The sequence below is a fragment of the Nicoliella sp. ESL1113 genome (genome assembly GCF_058509245.1).
In genome coordinates this window covers 213,722-229,874 of the sequence record NZ_CP196388.1, presented here as the reverse complement: position 1 = coordinate 229,874, position 16,153 = coordinate 213,722, and the positions used below count along the sequence as shown (strand labels likewise).

Annotated in this window: 19 protein-coding genes; 12 read left to right on the top strand and 7 right to left on the bottom strand. The window is 38.5% G+C overall.

Going from position 1 to position 16,153, the window contains the following annotated elements; all coding sequences use genetic code 11:
* Positions 1-65: 65 nt before the first annotated feature.
* The 3 genes from ACSYTJ_RS07830 (at position 66) to ACSYTJ_RS07820 (ending at position 1,600) form a co-directional block, all read left to right on the top strand.
* A complete protein-coding gene (locus ACSYTJ_RS07830) occupies positions 66-851 on the top strand; it encodes a ParA family protein (RefSeq protein WP_491717563.1) in 786 nt (261 codons plus the stop codon).
* Complete coding sequence (locus tag ACSYTJ_RS07825; RefSeq protein WP_491720279.1) at positions 844-1,086, top strand: hypothetical protein; 243 nt, start codon at positions 844-846, stop codon at positions 1,084-1,086. The genes ACSYTJ_RS07830 and ACSYTJ_RS07825 overlap by 8 nt, the downstream gene beginning before the upstream one ends.
* Before the next feature lie 196 nt (positions 1,087-1,282).
* A complete protein-coding gene (locus ACSYTJ_RS07820) occupies positions 1,283-1,600 on the top strand; it encodes a MazG nucleotide pyrophosphohydrolase domain-containing protein (protein ID WP_491720278.1) in 318 nt (105 codons plus the stop codon).
* A gap of 75 nt (positions 1,601-1,675) precedes the next feature.
* Here the strand turns inward: ACSYTJ_RS07820 and ACSYTJ_RS07815 are convergent, their stop codons facing one another.
* Entirely contained in the window at positions 1,676-2,425 is a 750-nt protein-coding gene (locus ACSYTJ_RS07815) for an SGNH/GDSL hydrolase family protein (protein ID WP_491720277.1), read from the bottom strand.
* Between the two features lie 179 nt (positions 2,426-2,604).
* Here ACSYTJ_RS07815 and ACSYTJ_RS07810 point away from each other — a divergent pair, with 179 nt between their 5' ends.
* A complete protein-coding gene (locus ACSYTJ_RS07810; RefSeq protein ID WP_491717567.1) occupies positions 2,605-3,798 on the top strand; it encodes an aminotransferase-like domain-containing protein in 1,194 nt (397 codons plus the stop codon).
* A gap of 99 nt (positions 3,799-3,897) precedes the next feature.
* On the opposite strand, the gene ACSYTJ_RS07805 is transcribed toward ACSYTJ_RS07810, so the two are convergent.
* On the bottom strand, positions 3,898-4,233 hold the full coding sequence (locus ACSYTJ_RS07805; protein ID WP_491720276.1) for a hypothetical protein: 336 nt from the start codon (positions 4,231-4,233) through the stop codon (positions 3,898-3,900).
* A gap of 78 nt (positions 4,234-4,311) precedes the next feature.
* Positions 4,312-5,040: a sulfite exporter TauE/SafE family protein gene (locus ACSYTJ_RS07800; RefSeq protein ID WP_491719419.1), complete on the bottom strand. Its 729-nt coding sequence runs from the start codon at positions 5,038-5,040 to the stop codon at positions 4,312-4,314.
* A gap of 159 nt (positions 5,041-5,199) precedes the next feature.
* Between ACSYTJ_RS07800 and ACSYTJ_RS07795 the strand changes: the two genes are divergently transcribed.
* Positions 5,200-5,889: a DUF6198 family protein gene (locus ACSYTJ_RS07795; RefSeq protein ID WP_491720275.1), complete on the top strand. Its 690-nt coding sequence runs from the start codon at positions 5,200-5,202 to the stop codon at positions 5,887-5,889.
* Positions 5,890-5,963: 74 nt separating this feature from the next.
* On the opposite strand, the gene alsS is transcribed toward ACSYTJ_RS07795, so the two are convergent.
* Positions 5,964-7,637 carry an acetolactate synthase AlsS gene (alsS, locus tag ACSYTJ_RS07790; protein ID WP_491720274.1) on the bottom strand — a complete coding sequence of 558 codons (1,674 nt, stop codon included), beginning with the start codon at positions 7,635-7,637 and terminating at the stop codon, positions 5,964-5,966.
* Positions 7,638-7,799: 162 nt separating this feature from the next.
* On the opposite strand from alsS, the gene ACSYTJ_RS07785 reads away from it, so the two are divergent.
* Complete coding sequence (locus ACSYTJ_RS07785) at positions 7,800-8,231, top strand: MarR family winged helix-turn-helix transcriptional regulator (RefSeq protein ID WP_491720273.1); 432 nt, start codon at positions 7,800-7,802, stop codon at positions 8,229-8,231.
* 22 nt (positions 8,232-8,253) lie between these two features.
* Here the strand turns inward: ACSYTJ_RS07785 and ACSYTJ_RS07780 are convergent, their stop codons facing one another.
* On the bottom strand, positions 8,254-8,475 hold the full coding sequence (locus tag ACSYTJ_RS07780; RefSeq protein ID WP_491717572.1) for a hypothetical protein: 222 nt from the start codon (positions 8,473-8,475) through the stop codon (positions 8,254-8,256).
* A 113-nt stretch (positions 8,476-8,588) separates the two neighbouring features.
* Between ACSYTJ_RS07780 and ACSYTJ_RS07775 the strand changes: the two genes are divergently transcribed.
* The 3 genes from ACSYTJ_RS07775 to ACSYTJ_RS07765 all read left to right on the top strand — a co-directional run bounded on the left by ACSYTJ_RS07775 (position 8,589) and on the right by ACSYTJ_RS07765 (position 10,782).
* Entirely contained in the window at positions 8,589-8,900 is a 312-nt protein-coding gene (locus ACSYTJ_RS07775) for a hypothetical protein (RefSeq protein ID WP_491717573.1), read from the top strand.
* 228 nt (positions 8,901-9,128) lie between these two features.
* Positions 9,129-10,121: an Abi family protein gene (locus ACSYTJ_RS07770; RefSeq protein ID WP_491720272.1), complete on the top strand. Its 993-nt coding sequence runs from the start codon at positions 9,129-9,131 to the stop codon at positions 10,119-10,121.
* 127 nt (positions 10,122-10,248) lie between these two features.
* On the top strand, positions 10,249-10,782 hold the full coding sequence (locus ACSYTJ_RS07765; protein WP_491720271.1) for a hypothetical protein: 534 nt from the start codon (positions 10,249-10,251) through the stop codon (positions 10,780-10,782).
* Between the two features lie 73 nt (positions 10,783-10,855).
* On the opposite strand, the gene ACSYTJ_RS07760 is transcribed toward ACSYTJ_RS07765, so the two are convergent.
* Positions 10,856-11,968 (bottom strand): glycerol dehydrogenase, encoded by a 1,113-nt coding sequence (locus tag ACSYTJ_RS07760; RefSeq protein WP_491720270.1) that lies wholly within the window; start codon positions 11,966-11,968, stop codon positions 10,856-10,858.
* A 307-nt stretch (positions 11,969-12,275) separates the two neighbouring features.
* Between ACSYTJ_RS07760 and ACSYTJ_RS07755 the strand changes: the two genes are divergently transcribed.
* Complete coding sequence (locus tag ACSYTJ_RS07755; RefSeq protein WP_491720269.1) at positions 12,276-12,530, top strand: hypothetical protein; 255 nt, start codon at positions 12,276-12,278, stop codon at positions 12,528-12,530.
* A gap of 51 nt (positions 12,531-12,581) precedes the next feature.
* Here ACSYTJ_RS07755 and ACSYTJ_RS07750 read toward each other — a convergent pair whose 3' ends face one another.
* On the bottom strand, positions 12,582-13,145 hold the full coding sequence (locus tag ACSYTJ_RS07750; protein WP_491720268.1) for a hypothetical protein: 564 nt from the start codon (positions 13,143-13,145) through the stop codon (positions 12,582-12,584).
* Positions 13,146-13,583: 438 nt separating this feature from the next.
* Between ACSYTJ_RS07750 and ACSYTJ_RS07745 the strand changes: the two genes are divergently transcribed.
* Both ACSYTJ_RS07745 and ACSYTJ_RS07740 read left to right on the top strand, forming a co-directional pair.
* Positions 13,584-14,729, top strand: coding sequence for an amidohydrolase (locus ACSYTJ_RS07745; protein ID WP_491720267.1), 1,146 nt, complete (start codon positions 13,584-13,586; stop codon positions 14,727-14,729).
* Between the two features lie 268 nt (positions 14,730-14,997).
* Positions 14,998-16,143 (top strand): trans-sulfuration enzyme family protein, encoded by a 1,146-nt coding sequence (locus ACSYTJ_RS07740; protein ID WP_491720266.1) that lies wholly within the window; start codon positions 14,998-15,000, stop codon positions 16,141-16,143.
* Positions 16,144-16,153: the final 10 nt, after the last annotated feature.

Below are 16,153 nucleotides of genomic sequence, written 5' to 3'. Positions count from 1 at the left end.
AAAAATAAAATATTTACAATTTAAAATAAATAATTTATAATTAATTTTAAATTGGAGGGATGATGATGGCAAAAGTATTGCTTCATTTTAATTTTAAAGGTGGGGTCGGTAAGACCACTATGACGGTTTTAGATACTTACCTTTTAAATCAAATGGGTAAAAAAGTGTTATTAATTGATATGGATCCACAAGCAAACGCAACTGAAATTATAAATACAACTTTCAATAATAAGGAACACCCTAAGACTTCATTTTATGATGGATTAATGAAATTCGACTTATCAAATAGCATCGTTAAAGTGACTGATAATTTAGACATGATTCCATCTGACTGGGCATTAAGTTCTTGGCCAGGGAAAGTTGAAAAATACAATCGTCATGATCGGGCTTTGATATTAAAGAATCTGATCGAACCATTTCGAGCTAAATATGATTTTATATTATTCGATGTACCACCAACCCTCTCAACTTTTACTAACAACGCAATCTTAGCTAGCGATTATATTACCTTGGTACTTCAAACCCAACGCCAAGCATATACATCGATTTTAAAAACTGCTAAGTACATGTATCAACTACGTGAAGATTATCAGGCAGATTATAATGTTTTAGGGGTTGTGTTGTACCTTGTGAAAAATAATGCTAAAACTGATACAGAAATATCCAATAGTGCTAAGGATTCATTTGGGGATGCCGTTTTCAAAAATTACGTTTACCAACAAGAAAGAATTAAGGTGTTTGGAGACGAGGGAATTCGTAACAATGATTATTGGGATAAGCGAGCCCTTAAGATGTATCAGACGACCTTGGATGAAGAGTTAAGTAGAATAGGAGCGAGTGAAAATGAGTAATGATTTTTTGAATAATTTAGCTAATCAGGCTAATTCACAATTAGATGATAATGAACAACATACAAGTCCATTTGCAAGACAAAAACAAACCAGTAAACCAATTCAAGTTCGTGAAAGTTATTATCGCGAAATTAAAAAGATTGCGTTTTTGAATGATAAAAAGATGGTTGATGTAATTGATGATATGCTAAAATACGCAATTGATTCAGGAAAATTTAACACTGAAGATAAGTAATAAAAAATAAATAATAAAAAATATATTTTTTATTATCAAATAGAATAATCAAGACAGCTCGGTTCATCCCAAAATTGAATTGAGCTGTTTTTGCATGAAATCGATTAACTCCCTTTAAGGGACATTTAGTTAATCAATTTAAAAATAGCGCTCTGCTTATGATATGATAAATGTAAATTTATCAGGGGGCTTAAAATTGGATTTAGATCAACATGCAAAATGGTTAGTGAATTTCTATAAAAAACATAAATGGTATGATTTATCACCAGAGATTAGAATGAATTTTTTAACTGAAGAATCAGGAGAACTATCACGGGCAATTAGGACAATGGAAATTGGTCGTGAACATCCTGGTGAGGCTCCAAAGACCAAAGCACAAATGGATGATAATCTTCACGAAGAGTTAGCTGATGTATTAGATCAATTATTAATTTTATGTAGTAAGTACGACATCGAACCAAGCAGTTTATTAGATTATAGTGAGAACAAGCTGCATAAAAGATGGAAAGAATAATAAAAAATTTATTTTTTATTATTTATTATTTATTTTAAACTTAAAAGGCTAATCACTATTTTAGTGATTAGCCTTTTAACCAATAATTTGATCCAGTTCGCGAACAAATATCGGAGTCCAACAATAACGATACCCAGCCCTAGTAGGATGGCTATCATCAGCCATGTATTCAGGGTGTTTTTGATTTAGTCTATGAATATATTGATTGTTCCAGATGTCAATGATTTCAAAATTCCATTTTCTTTGTAATCTAAATAACTGATTGCGAAGTAGTTCATATTCTGGGGATTCTTTTTTCAAGCAGGTAAAAAAGATAACGGGGCAGTGCCAGTGTTCGTTAGCATATGAGACGATGTATTCGATTGAACCAGTGGTGGTCAAGGTATCAAAATCATCAATATTAAATGAATTACTAATTGTGCCTAGTGGCTTTTTGCGCTTCTGGTCATTCATTGATAGCTGGCATACCAGTGCATCGAGATCTTGGTTAGTGGCAACGTTATTTATTAGTCTTTCAATATATGAATCGGGTTCATTACCGGCAAGGGTAGTCCCGCTCACCGCTTCTTTTTGAGCGATTACTCCATGTTCGACTTCTAAATAATCAACGAAAGAATCGCCTTTGGCAGTAACTCCAGAGGTAATTGAAGAACCGATAAATACAATTTTTTTATCGTTTAAGCGGCTGTTCGGGTTATAAAAGTTTTTGGAAGGGGCGTATAGTTCACCATTGCCACGCATGACCTGAATGCTGGATTTAGCAACCTTATACGATATTCCACCTAATATGGTTGCTAGTGCCGTTTTAAATACTTTACCATTCATAATAACTATCCTCCTTTAGCAGACAATTAATTAATGTGTTAAATACATTCTACTCAAATCACAATTAATTTAAAAGAAAAGAATTCCATGAAATAATTAAAAAACTATGGCAATTTGATTAGTTCGTTGTTATAATACACCTATACCATATTTTAAATTTATTTGAGGAGTTGATTTTTATGACATTTGAATATTCAAGACGAGTACCAAAAACCGACAACGACGTGGTTGGAGAAATTTTGGAAGCCGCTGCTAATCCAGCAGTTATTTCATTTGCCGGTGGACTACCAGCACCTGAACTATTTCCAGTTGCAGAAATGCAGAAGGCGGCTGACACCGTCTTCGAAAATGAAGGTCAGACCGCCTTACAATATAGTAACGCCATTGGCGAAACGGTATTACGTGAACAAATTGTGAAATTAATGGCTGATCGTAGTGTGTCCACTTCTGTTGAACACGTGGGGGTCACTACTGGTTCAGAGCAATCAATTGATTTATTAGCAAAAATGTTCATTAACCCTGGTGATACCGTTATCGTTGAAGAACCTACATATCTGTGTACTTTAGATGTGTTCCGTAGCTACGGGGCTAACATCGTCGGGGTTGAAATGGATGAAAATGGAATGAGAATGGACAAGTTCGAAGAAGCTTTGAAGGCTCATCCAGAAGCTAAGTTAGTTTACACGATTCCTACTTTCCAAAACCCAACTGGTCGAACAATGTCAGTTGATCGTCGGAAGCAATTTGTGGAATTAGCTAACAAGTACGATTTATTAGTAATGGAAGATGATCCTTACGGAGCAATTAGATACGAAGGCGAAACTTTACCTCCATTAAAGCACTTTGATACTCAAGATCGGGTTGTTTACATGAGTACTTTCTCTAAGATCTTAGCACCAGGGATGCGTTTAGGATGGATTGTCTGTAACACCGACGTATTATCAAACTTCGTCGTAATGAAGCAAAGTGCTGACTTACACTCAGATAACTTAAGTCAACATATCATTGCTAGATTCCTTGAACAAAATGACATTTATGAACATATTAAAAAGATTAGTGATTTATACCACCATCGTTTTGAATTAATGTTAAGTGCCATCAAGGAAGAATTCCCAGCTGATGCTAAGCACAGTCATCCTGAAGGTGGGATGTTCATTTGGATTGAATTACCTGGTGAAGTTGATACCATGCAATTATTTAACACCTGTGTGGAACATAACGTTGCGTTCGTGCCAGGAGATTCATTCTACCCTAATAAACCAAAGATGGGGACTTTCAGATTGAACTTCTCAAACGTTGATGACGAAACCATTAAGGTCGGGATGAAGCGTTTAGGAACTGCCTTAAAGGAAGCTCTTGAAGCAACTAAATAATAGTAATAAAAAAACTCCCAAGTTGATTTACAACTTAGGAGTTTTTTTGTGATTCAATTTATCTGAAAAATATGATAGCAAGCCATGATCGACTATTTTTTATTCACTTACTTTTTTGCTTAATTTACGTAAGTATAAGAAATTCCAAACAGTAAACGCAATTGCCGTGATCCATGACAGTGCAATGACCGCAATCCCAATAATGAGGGTTAGATCTTTACTACCGATGCGAAAATCCCTTAAAATAGCATTTCCCAAGAAGTTTAAACTTTCGCAAAGTGCCAAAATTAAAATAAAATTACTAAGCCCATCGGATTGAACCTCTGCATGTTTGTTTTTAGCTTGAAAACCAATGTTAATAAATAGGAAGATTAGTAACAATAGTCCTTGAATGTTAACAAAGTTAAATACGATTCGTAAAAATGAATCCGCCAATCGAATCACTTCCTTTAAAGAATTAATATCTATTATTTTACAACATTTAAAAATAAAGCAAAATGATTTTTTCTGAAATTAAAAGAAGGCCTTAATAAATAGGTAGATTGATAGCAGAAATGCAAAGATGCCAACGCCAATCCGCATAACGTTAGTGGGAATGAAGCGCACGATCGAAGGACCAATGAAGCCACCGATAAATAGTCCGATGCCTAACGGGATGATGGCACTCCAATAGACGTGGGCAACGAAAATGAAGATAATCGAAGCAACGAGGTTTGCTGCTAAAGTGGCAGCGTTACGCGTTGCATTATAAACGTGGTAGGGGCTGTCAGTGATCTTAGATAACACGGCAATCATGATCACGCCAGCACCAGCACCAAAGTATCCCACGTAGATTCCGACAAGCCCTAAAATTAAGTACTCCCAAAATAAAACGTTCTTCGAACCAGTTTTTTGTCCATTTGCATGTGAGCGCTTAGGTACTAGGATCGAGCAAGCTGCAAAGAAAATCAAAAACGGCACGATTTTGGAAAAGGCCTCATTAGAACTATTTAGTAGTAAAAGTGACCCAATCAAGCCCCCACCTGCTGTCAAAGCGGTAATCGGCAGGACCGCTTTTAAGTGCCCCCTCAGCTCCTTTAATGAAGCTAAGATTGAACTGACCCCACTACAGATTAGCGCAACGGTGTTAGAAGCGTTCGCTAATACTGGTGGAATCCCCACGGAAACCAGGGCGGGGTATGAAATTAACGACGCCATCCCAATGATACTGTTGATGATTCCCGAGATGATCCCGACTAAAATTAAAAATGCAATCGTTCCAACTGTGATGAAAATCCCTCCTTAATTAGATAATCTGCTTTGATTATAGCATTTTCAAGCATTAACCATTTAACTTTTGTTTTAGCTTTGAATTATATATAATGGAAACAAATACTAGTTATTAAATTGAGGAGGAGCTAATTGGACACAAAAAGACCGACTAATTCGATGCGGGTTAGGATAACGGCATTAATTTTAGGGCTGATCATCAATGCCCTGGGCAACGGGTTGACGATTACATCTAATACTGGTTCGGCCCTGTTTACTGCTGCAGCGGTAAATTTGGGTAACCAGTTTCACGTTGCATCGACCATTTTTATCTTTGCCTTCGGGGTGTTCAGTGCGATATTGAACCAGTTATTATTGATGAAACTAGACATAGTTCGGTTCGTAGAAGAACTTGCCTATGTGGTGTTTTTTAGCTACGGAATTCAGATTTTTATTCAAATGTTTGAATTTTTGGGGGTTGGGAACCACGGCTTTTTGGTACGTTCATTGATTTCGATAGTCGGTGTGACGATGATTGGAATCTCTATTTCGATGTATCAACGGGCCAACATCTTTATGCACCCGAATGACGACACCAGTAATATTTTACGATTTAAATTTTTTAACGGTAGTGCGATCAAGGCACAGTTCTTGGACCTGTCGTTACCTGCCGTTGTGATCGTTATCACCAGCCTATTGACTGGGCAACTTTACGCGGTTAACTTTGCTACGATCTACTTCTTCTTTACCAACGGGATCGTTGTTAAATATACCGATCGGTGGATTTGGCCCAGCTTGATTCATAATTTTAATCCCACGGATGACTTTAAAATCAAATCATAAGTTGGCTTATTAAACTGAACAATTGACACAAAAACACCGCTAATCTTTAAACAGGATTAGCGGTGTTTTTTATCCTAGTTCAATTCGTTTGGAATCAACTGGGTCTTTAACTTGATGTTGTCCTTGTAGTTAACTGGGACTTCGATGATTGAAGGACCAGCTAGTTGCTTTGCTTTATGGAGGGCCTGGCGGAATTCTTCAGCTGTCTTGACCCGAAAGCCCTTAGCACCAAAACTTTCGGCGTATTTAACGTTATCAACGTAGCCGAACTTGACTCCGGCATCTCGGCCATACTTAGCGACTTCTTGGAACTTGACCATGTCGTAGTAACCGTCGACCCAAATGATTTGGATGATGGGCAGATTCAATCGGACCGCAGTTTCAAACTCTTGTCCTGAGAATAAGAAGCCCCCGTCACCTGAGATTGAAATAACGTGTTGTTCAGGCCGCGTTAATGCAGCAGCAATTGCCCACGGTAAAGCAACCCCGAGCGTTTGCATCCCGTTGCTAAATAGCAAGTGGCGTGGTTTGTAAACTCGGAAAAAGCGGGCCATCCAGATGTAATGGCTACCGATATCAACGGTAATGGTGGTATCGTCATTGACCGATTCCTGTAAGACGTTGATGATGGCCAATGGGTGGAGTTCTTCGCCCTCTTTTTGTGCGGGCACTTCGTTAGACTGGTCGAAGTGTTCCTTGAGTTGGGCTAACTTGGCCTGGGTGTCTTTTGGCAGGGTCGTATCTTCTGGAATGAACGCTGCTAGTTCGTACAGCGTTTGGGCAACGTCCGCATTTACGATCACCTCTGGTTGATAATCAGTCGTAATTTCAGGGGTGATGGTATCGACGTTAATAATTCTAGTCCCTTCGTTATGCCAGTTGCGAGCTTCATATTCAATTGGATCATAACCAATGGCAAGGACGAGATCGCTCTTTTTAAGAACCGTATCACCAATTTGATTATCGAATAGTCCAACGCGACCAAAGTAGTTATTTTCAAGGTCACGCGAGATGACGCCTGAACCCTGGAAGGTTTCGACAACTGGGATGGAAAAGCGGTTCAATAATTTGTGAATGGCATCGCTTACTTCCTCAGTTGAGGCGCGCATTCCGGCAAGAATTACTGGATTTTCAGCGGTCATCAACATTTCTGCGATTTGTTTGATTCGAGTCCGATCGGCACTCCCGTTGGTGATTTCGGGTAGTTTTTGAATTACGGGGCGGTCTACTTTTGCCCCCAGAATATCTTGGGGTAGTGATAGAAAAGCAGCTCCATTTTTAGGCGATTTGGTCGTCATGAACGCATTCGCAAAGGCCTCCGAAAGATTGTTTGGATCTGCCACTTCCTGGCTACTCTTGGTTGCTTGTTCTAATAGGGGAGCGCTGTCAATACTTTGGTGGGTCGCACGCAAAAGGTCATCTCTTTTAACTTGACCACCCAATGCGATGACTGGGTCTCCCTCAGCAGTGGCGGTGATCAAAGCGGTTGTTAGGTTCGAGACCCCAGGGCCTGAAGTAACGGCAACCACGCCAGGATTGCCAGTTAAGCGGCCAATTCCAGCAGCAATAAAGGCTGCATTTTGTTCATGCCTAGTAACGATTAATTGGGGTGCGTTAGGATTATCATTATGTTGCAAGTCTTCAAATAATTGGTCGACTTTAGCACCAGGAATACCAAAAACATACTTAATTCCCTGATTGATCATACTTTGAATTAATGCTGTCGAGCCTGTCATGTCCTTTGTCATAGTAATTCCTCCAGTTTAAATTTCATTTACATATGGTATACTTTATCTTGAAAGAATAGGGTGTTGCATTGTCAACACCCGCTAATTTGATATTATTATAGGCAGCTGGGTGTTGCATTGTCAACGCAATTAGCCACTTTTTACGGAAGGAACCGATTTCTTATGAAAGACTTAGGATATTTAGCACAAGATATTTCCATTTTACATCGTCAGTACTACAAAGATACTGGGTATCAATTTGAAAAATTGGATTTAAACCCTACGGCTGCATGTATTTTACTTACGATTAATGATCATCAACATATTAATCAAAGCCAGATTGCCCGTGAATTAGTATTGGATAAGGGGATGGTGGCTCGGCAAATCAAAAAGTTGGATCAAAATGGTTGGGTCACAAAGCAACCCCGACCAGGAAAGGCCCTTGAAGTAAGTTTGACCACTTCTGGAAAACAACTATTAAGTCAAGTGCAAAATATTAGACGGAATTGGTGGGCGGAACGTTTTGCGCAAACTGGCATCGAATCGGATTCCCCCATTATTCCATCGATTGAAAAAGTAGTTAGGACCATCATTGGAAACACAAAAGGCCAGTAATTAAGATTACTAGCCTTTTTTATTAGAACTCTTGTTCAATTTTATATTTCTTTCCCTTAGCAGGGTCACTTTCCTTGTCACCAATTTCGAATAACAAATGCTTACCGTTTTCGTCCTTGACCATGACTACTTTTTCGTTAGTAGTCCGTTTGTCAGAAGTCAATTGAGCAGTCCGAATTAATTCGCTGGGATCAACGTTTGAAGCGATTGCGTTACCAGGATTAAATAATACATCTTCAGCCATAAGCATGCCTCCAATCAAATATGTAGTATAATAATTTATAATATGAATATAAACCTAAATGATGCTAAAATCAATTATAAATTTACATAATATTTGAACAGGGGGGAATGGGAATGGAGCATTCTTTAAATAGCAATCCTGAGTTTATTGACGAATTGGTTCATAAAATGTTTGATGATAGTTTATTGCGGCCTAATTCTAATAAAAATATAAGGTCATTTGAAATTATGAATAATCATTATGTCCTCGATGTGATGATTGTGGATCAGGTCTTTTTTGTGAGTTTATTTGTTAGGACAATTCCGAATAGTGATGATAAGTTGAAGGCCGCATTCGCCTACAATGGAAATGACTTAGCGATCGGTTTAGCAAGGACTAAGCGGACTTGTTTGAGTAACCAAATTATTAACGAAGATGGGAATTAACATCGATCTCTTTATATTTTTACATTCAGAATGACATTTTAAACTAGTTATGAATAGCACTTTGAAACTTAACACGATATAATTAAGTTGTATTTTGATTAAATCATTTGAATAACAATGTTTACATTTGATGCAGCTGAATATAACTAGACGCAAACGTCGCCTCAGTATTAATTGCAGATGTATCTGCCCTTAATGCTGAGGTTTTTATTTAGGAGGATGAGCTTTGTGACAACCCCTCATAACATGACCTATAAACAACAGATGAAACAACTAGAACACCTTGGGATGATCATTAATTCTAAGGAGATAAAGCGGCCAACGAATCTAGAGATAATTGGTTACTATAAGATTAAGGAGTTTTCACTGCCGTTTTTGCACCATGGTAAGTATGATGGAGTGCGGTTGAAAAGCATCGCTGATCGTTTCTACCTCGATAAAAATTTACGGATGCATTTTTTGCAGGCGATTGAAAAAATTGAATTATCATTGAAAGTTAAATTATCGTATTTCTTCACCAATGAGTACCAAGAATTTGGCTACTTGGATTTTGATAACTGGTTCAATAAGGATAGTGGGAAGGGTGCAATTAAGAAACAAGAAATGGCGTTTAAAAAGAAGTTGCACCACGCAATGAAGCGCACTAGCAATCCCGAATATCGAGACCAAGCAATGCTCAATAAAGATGGATTGCCAGCAGCTTGGTTCGGCATCAGCATGCTGACCTTTGGTGATTTAGAATTCATTATTGAAAATATGGCCAGAAAAAACGCACTGAAATTAGCCCGAGAATACCACCTAGACTATAAAACATTGGTGGCGGTAATTGAATTAGTCCATAAGGCTCGGAATGTTTGTTGTCATAATCAGAACTTAGTTGATATTAAGGTTAAAAATCAACCGAATATTAAGAAGTTGTTCAAAAACCCAAATGATATTATGTATGAATACGCTAGTGTTAAGAGAGCTAGTAAGCAGGTAAAGCTCATGAACAGTGGCCTTTCTCTGATTACGCTTTGTGTTAAATATATGGTTGATGAGATTGATCCAAAGTATGTCTGGGATGATATTATTGCAGATATCGTGGCGTTAGCACGTCCGGTTAGCGAGAATGGCGATAAACTTTATAATCATATGGGCTTCAAGAATGCTAAATCATTAAAATATATCTTTCCAAGGAATAAAAAATATATTAAGGCGGTTCAAGAACAAGCTAGTTGAAAATAAAGGCTTATTGAAACCATTTTATTTTTAATTATTAATTATTAATTATAAATTATTATTATGATTGATTTTTGAGGTGTTATAATTAAGAGATACAAAATAATTTTAATTTAAGGGTGATTTTGTGGCAAGTTATAAAGATTTAAACAAAAAAGCTGATTGGTTATTTGAAAAAGAAGGGAACTCCGAGAATTACCTTCGTGTAACTGATCTTGCAAACAAACAGAAGGATTTGGAAATGCAGGAAAAAAATCGTAATATTCGTGGCGGATCTTCGACGGTAACAACAAGAAGTCACTCGATTTATGCAGATAAGTTTCCTGAATTTGTTGCTATTTTCGTTTTAGTATTTACTATCGGTGGCGCAATTATATTAACAATTAAACAAACGATTATGGATTTTATTGCTCAAAATCATATTCATTCAGTGTTTAGCTTTATTTTTTACGCTGGTAAGGCGATAATATTTTTCCTAGCGGGATTAATCTTTAATTTAGCCAAATGGGCGATTGGATTCATTTTAAGTAGTTTTTGGGATTTAATTAAGTGGGTGTGGAGTGCTTCCATTAATTTCGTTGCGACCCATATCTGGATCGATATGCTAGTGTTACTTATTGTCGGCTTGGTTATTTTTGCTAAAACAAAATTTAGAAGATAGTAATGACGGAATTACTTTAAAATTAAAATGAGTTCGCTGTTTGATCAGCGAACTCATTTTTTTATTAGCTAACTTATTTATGATTAGATTTGTATGCTAAATTATAGGCATTGGCACCCTTCATGGCTTGGACAATATCGTCATCTTCGACCAAGAATGGCATTTCCTTCATCGTATCGTTATCGCTATTGGCGGAATGGGCAATCTTTAACAAATCACTATCGCTAATATCAGCAATTCCTAAGTCCGCAAACGTGGTTGGTAAGCCGACTGCTAATTCAAAATCTAGATATTTATTATAGCGGTCTCTATCGGCACCCTCGAGAAACAATTGAGCGAGCAAGCCAAAGGCAACGATTTCACCGTGCATCTTATGGATCTTATCTCCGATTGCAGTTGTTCCATTGTAGATTGCGTGGGCAGCGGCTAAGCCACCACTTTCAAAGCCAACCCCACTCATTAAGATGTTGGCTTCAGTTACCTTTTCTAGTGCTTTGGTATCATTATGGTTTTCAACCGAACGGACGGCCTCGACTCCATAGTTGAATAACGTTTCTTGACATTTTTCGGCAATTGCGTTGCCAACTAACGTCTGTTTGTTACCTAGCATCGTGTTGCCATTACCGCGGGCAACTGCTTGAGCTTCAACGTTGGTGGCTAGGGCATCACCAATTCCAGCTACTAAGAATCGTGCGGGTGCGTTGGCAATGACCCGCGTGTCAACAAGGACTAATTCGGGATTGTTATTATAGAAGAGGTAGTTAGAAAATGAGCCGTCATCATTGTAAATCACTGATAACCTAGAACATGGTGCGTCCGTTGATGCCAGACTTGGCAAGATGGCAGCTTTAATTTTCATTTTATCAGCGATTGCCTTGGCAGCATCCAATGTTTTACCACCACCGAGGCCAATGATTACTTTAACTTGGTTATCCGTTCCAATCTTAGCCACACGGTTAACTTCTGACATTGAAGATTCACCGTTAAAATTAACTTCAGTAACTGCTAAGTCGTTTTCTTGCAGATACTTAGAAAAGTCATTTCCTACAATGTTCATGATTTGCTTACCGGCTAGTAATAAGACGGTATCACCAAGTTTTTTAATGTAATCAGCACTGTTAAATAAAATATCCTTACCCTGAACATATGTTGATGGGCTTGCAAACATTTTATTGTTAGTTTCCATAGTAAATCACCCCTTAATTATTTTGAATCAACTTTATTTTAATTCTAAATTGCCAAAAAGCAATTGATTGAGATCGGCAATGTTTTGGGGATGTTTTAAATATTGATGGTTTAATCCTAATTCCCTGATCATAAAATATTATGCATGTTTGGGTTTCTGAAAATCGCAACAGACGTTGATATAACAACATTTTTATTTTAAACTATTTTAAATATAAAAATTGATTAGCGTATCTTATTACAATATAATAATACTAATAGTAAAGATATTATTTGATTTATTGTAGTAAATACAAAGAGGTGTAAAAATGGAAGTAACTGACAAAGCGTTAGCATTACTTAAGATGCCAAAACCAACAAATTATGAAATTTCGAAAATTTTATCTCAAGATGATGATTTAATAAAGTGGGGGATTAAGCTGCCGGAAAATTACTTATCTAAGCTTAAAAACTATGATTACACTAAATCTGCTGCTGATAATAAAAATTACAGATCGATATACAAAGCTTCATTTTTAGTAGTAACTAAATTGGCTAAATATTATGATAATTTAGCACATTAAAGGCTAGTTAAAGCCTCTTCTAATGGCAATAATGAGTAAGAGTGGCTTTAGTTAATTCGAGTATAAAAAGCCCCGATACCTTTCCTTGGCTAACGATTTTGCCAAAGTTTTAGACCGATAAGAATGGTCAGAAACTTGGAGACCAGCCCCACCTACAAGGGTTAAAACGCGATGGCCGTTTTGTGTTGAAACGTTCCAGTAGTCACCATCGCCGTTATTTTGATTCCATTCATAAGTATGGATAAAATCGTATCTGCGATTATCAAATTTTGTCCATAGGCCACCAATCGTATAGATCCAGTTAGAGTGAGCTGACCCACTATGTTTATAGAATTTATGTAAATAACTGACATAGACGCCCTTTAATTCTGGTTGTTTATTAGCAATTGTATTTTTAGTTATTTTAGTAATAAAAAATCGCGGGCTTTTCTTAGATGCATCCGAATCATAGGAGTACCATTTCCCCTGCATTGATTTTGGAAATGATGATACCCTTTTTGAAATTTCACCACCATTCTGATTAGCGTTAACAGAATGACTATAATTAATTTTAATAATTAAAGCTGCCGAAACAGCTAAAAGAATCCCCGCAAGTGATAATAATTTTATTTTCATAATATCCATTCCTATTAATTATATTTTTAGTATTAATGCTTAACATTCATGAGATTAGATTACATTTTTCTAAAAGTAATTTCAACATCATTTGACATTCAAATATTTTTATGGTTTAATAATTAAAAATAAATGATAAATGAATTAAATTAAGGGGAAATTATAATGATTAAAAATAATAATGTTCAATTAAATAATTGTTATGTCCTAACTGGCTACATGTGCATGTGCTAGTAGCGTTTGGATCCATTTGGGATGCAAACGTTACTGACATTTGCATCTAGCGCGGACCGCTTACGATTTCCTAACTAGGTGAAGTTAAACCGAATCTAGTTAGGGTGGATATCATTTTTGAATCAATTTTCCTTATCAAACCCAAAGATCAACTAGATTCGTGCTAGTTGATCTTTTTTATTTTGCATTGAGGAGGTGCCTTCATTGAAGCAATTGATCGATCCAGAACTTGAGCGGAAGTTAATTCAATACCGGCATGATTTTCACGCCCATCCAGAACTGGCTGACCATGAATTTAGAACTACTAAAAAAATTACGGCTATTTTAGCTGAATATGGGATCAAGCCCAGGCCAACGAATTTAAAAACGGGGGTGTTCGCAGATATTGGTAACAACAATGGCCCCACCATCGCTTTACGAGCTGATATTGACGCATTGCCAGTCGCAGAGGCCACGGGGCTTGCTTACAGTTCGCAAGTCCCAGGGCAAATGCACGCCTGCGGCCATGATACCCACATTGCAGCGCTATTAGGGGCTGCTTATCTATTGAAGCATTCTGAAAATGAGCTGCCTGGTAAAGTCAGGTTGATATTTCAGTTAGCTGAAGAAGATCACGAAGGTGCCCTGCAGGTGATTAACGACGGTCAACTAACGGGAGTCGATGCAATCATCGGCTTTCATAACGCACCATTTCATCCCGTTGGCAGCATCGGGATTCGAGCGGGAATCAGCAGTGGAGCGATCGATAAGTTCAAGGTCACACTGACGGGGCAGGGCACGCATGCATCGGCGCCCCAAAATGGAGTCGATCCAGTCGTGGTGTTAGGAGCGGAAATCAATGCGATTCAAAGTATCGTTAGCCGCAACGTTTCACCGACCAGTGCTGGCGTGATCAGCATCACACACATCACTGCGGGGACGACTTGGAACGTGATTCCAGAAACGGTGTTCTTTGAGGGCACGGTTCGGACCGCAAGTAAGCACACCAGAGCATTGATCAAACAGCGCTTTTTAAAGTTAGTGCAGACCGCGGCGGAAGCGTATGGCGCAACGGCTACAATTGATTGGTATGACGGGGATCCATCTGTGAATAACGATCCGCATTTAACCGCCATCGTTGCTGATGAGTGTAAACGGTTTGCAACGGTTTATGAAAAGGAACTGGAGTTAGGATCTGATGACTTCGCATGTTATCAAGAACACGTGCCGGGCGTATACGTTAACCTGGGCAACAATGGGCAGGTGAAGAACCATAACTCGGGCTACATTGCTGATGACGGCGTAATTGCCGTTGGCGTTCATTATTTTGATACCGTTGCAAGACGGCTATTAAATGAATTACATAAATAAAATCCGACGATTAAGAAGAGTAACGATTGGAATCAATTACAGCGAGTCTGGGGTGGTGAGACCAGATGCTGATGAATTTCGTGAAGATGAGCTTAAGAATGGAGTGAATTGGTGCAAGCCAATTGACCGGTCCGACCCGTTATCATCCAGATGGATATCCATTGAGTTAAACGCAAGGGTGGCACCGCGAATCAATCGCCCCTTATTGATCATAAATTGGTCAATAGGGGGCTTTTATTTTTGAAAAAAATAGAAAGAGGGAATCAAAATGACCAAGTTTAATACTAAGTTAGTTCATGGCAAGTCACAAAATGATAATGATACAGGAGCGGTCAACGTGCCGATCTATAATTCATCAACGTTCGTTTTCCCAAAGGTTGATGCCAAGCTTCGGTGGGACTATGAACGATCCGGCAATCCAACTAGGGATTATTTGGAAGATCAATTAGCAGAATTAGAAAATGGCGACCGCGGCTTTGCCTTTTCGTCTGGGTTAGCTGCAGTCCATGCAGTCTTCGCGCTTTTTAAACCAGGGGACCACATTATTGTCGGCAAGGCGGTTTATGGTGGGACATTCCGGTTGATCAACCAATTTTTCAAGCGCTGGCAGCTATCATTTACGGTCGTTGATACCCAGGATCTAGATGCGGTTAGTGCGGCGATCAAGGATAACACGAAAGCGATTTACTTTGAGACCTTTTCCAATCCACTGTTAGAAGTCACTAGTGTGAAAGCGATTGCTAAACTGGCCAAGCAACATGGGTTGTTAACGATTGTGGACAACACCTTTTTAACCCCGTACTTACAACAACCACTCGACTTGGGGGCCGATATCGTGATTCATTCCGCCACTAAGTATTTAGGGGGACATTCTGACGTGGTTGCTGGTGCGGTGGTAACCAAGACGCCGCAACTCTCGGATGCGGTTTACTTCAACCAAAATGGGATTGGTGCAGTCCTTTCACCAGAATCGGCGAACTTGATCAGCCGCGGGATCAAGACGCTTGCAGTACGCATCGATCGACACGAAGCAAATGCTGCAAAGATCGTTGATTTCTTAGCGCAACGTGATGAAGTCACCCGGATCCATTATCCTGGAATTAAGGGGACCAAGGACTACGAGATTGCTAAGGAGGAAACGAATGGCTACGGTGGGGTGTTGTCGTTTGAATTGGCCGATTCAATTGATGCCGCCGCATTCGTTGAACACCTAAAACTCATTTCACTTGCAGTTAGTTTGGGTTCGGTCGAAAGTTTGATTGAGCTGCCATACAAGATGACCCATGCTGAATTATCGGCAGCAGAGCAGGCCAAGACGGGAATTTCACCACAATTGGTCAGATTATCAGTTGGAATTGAGGATGTTCATGATTTAATTGCTGATCTGGAATCGGCACTGAACGCAACTAAATAGGGAGTGGTAG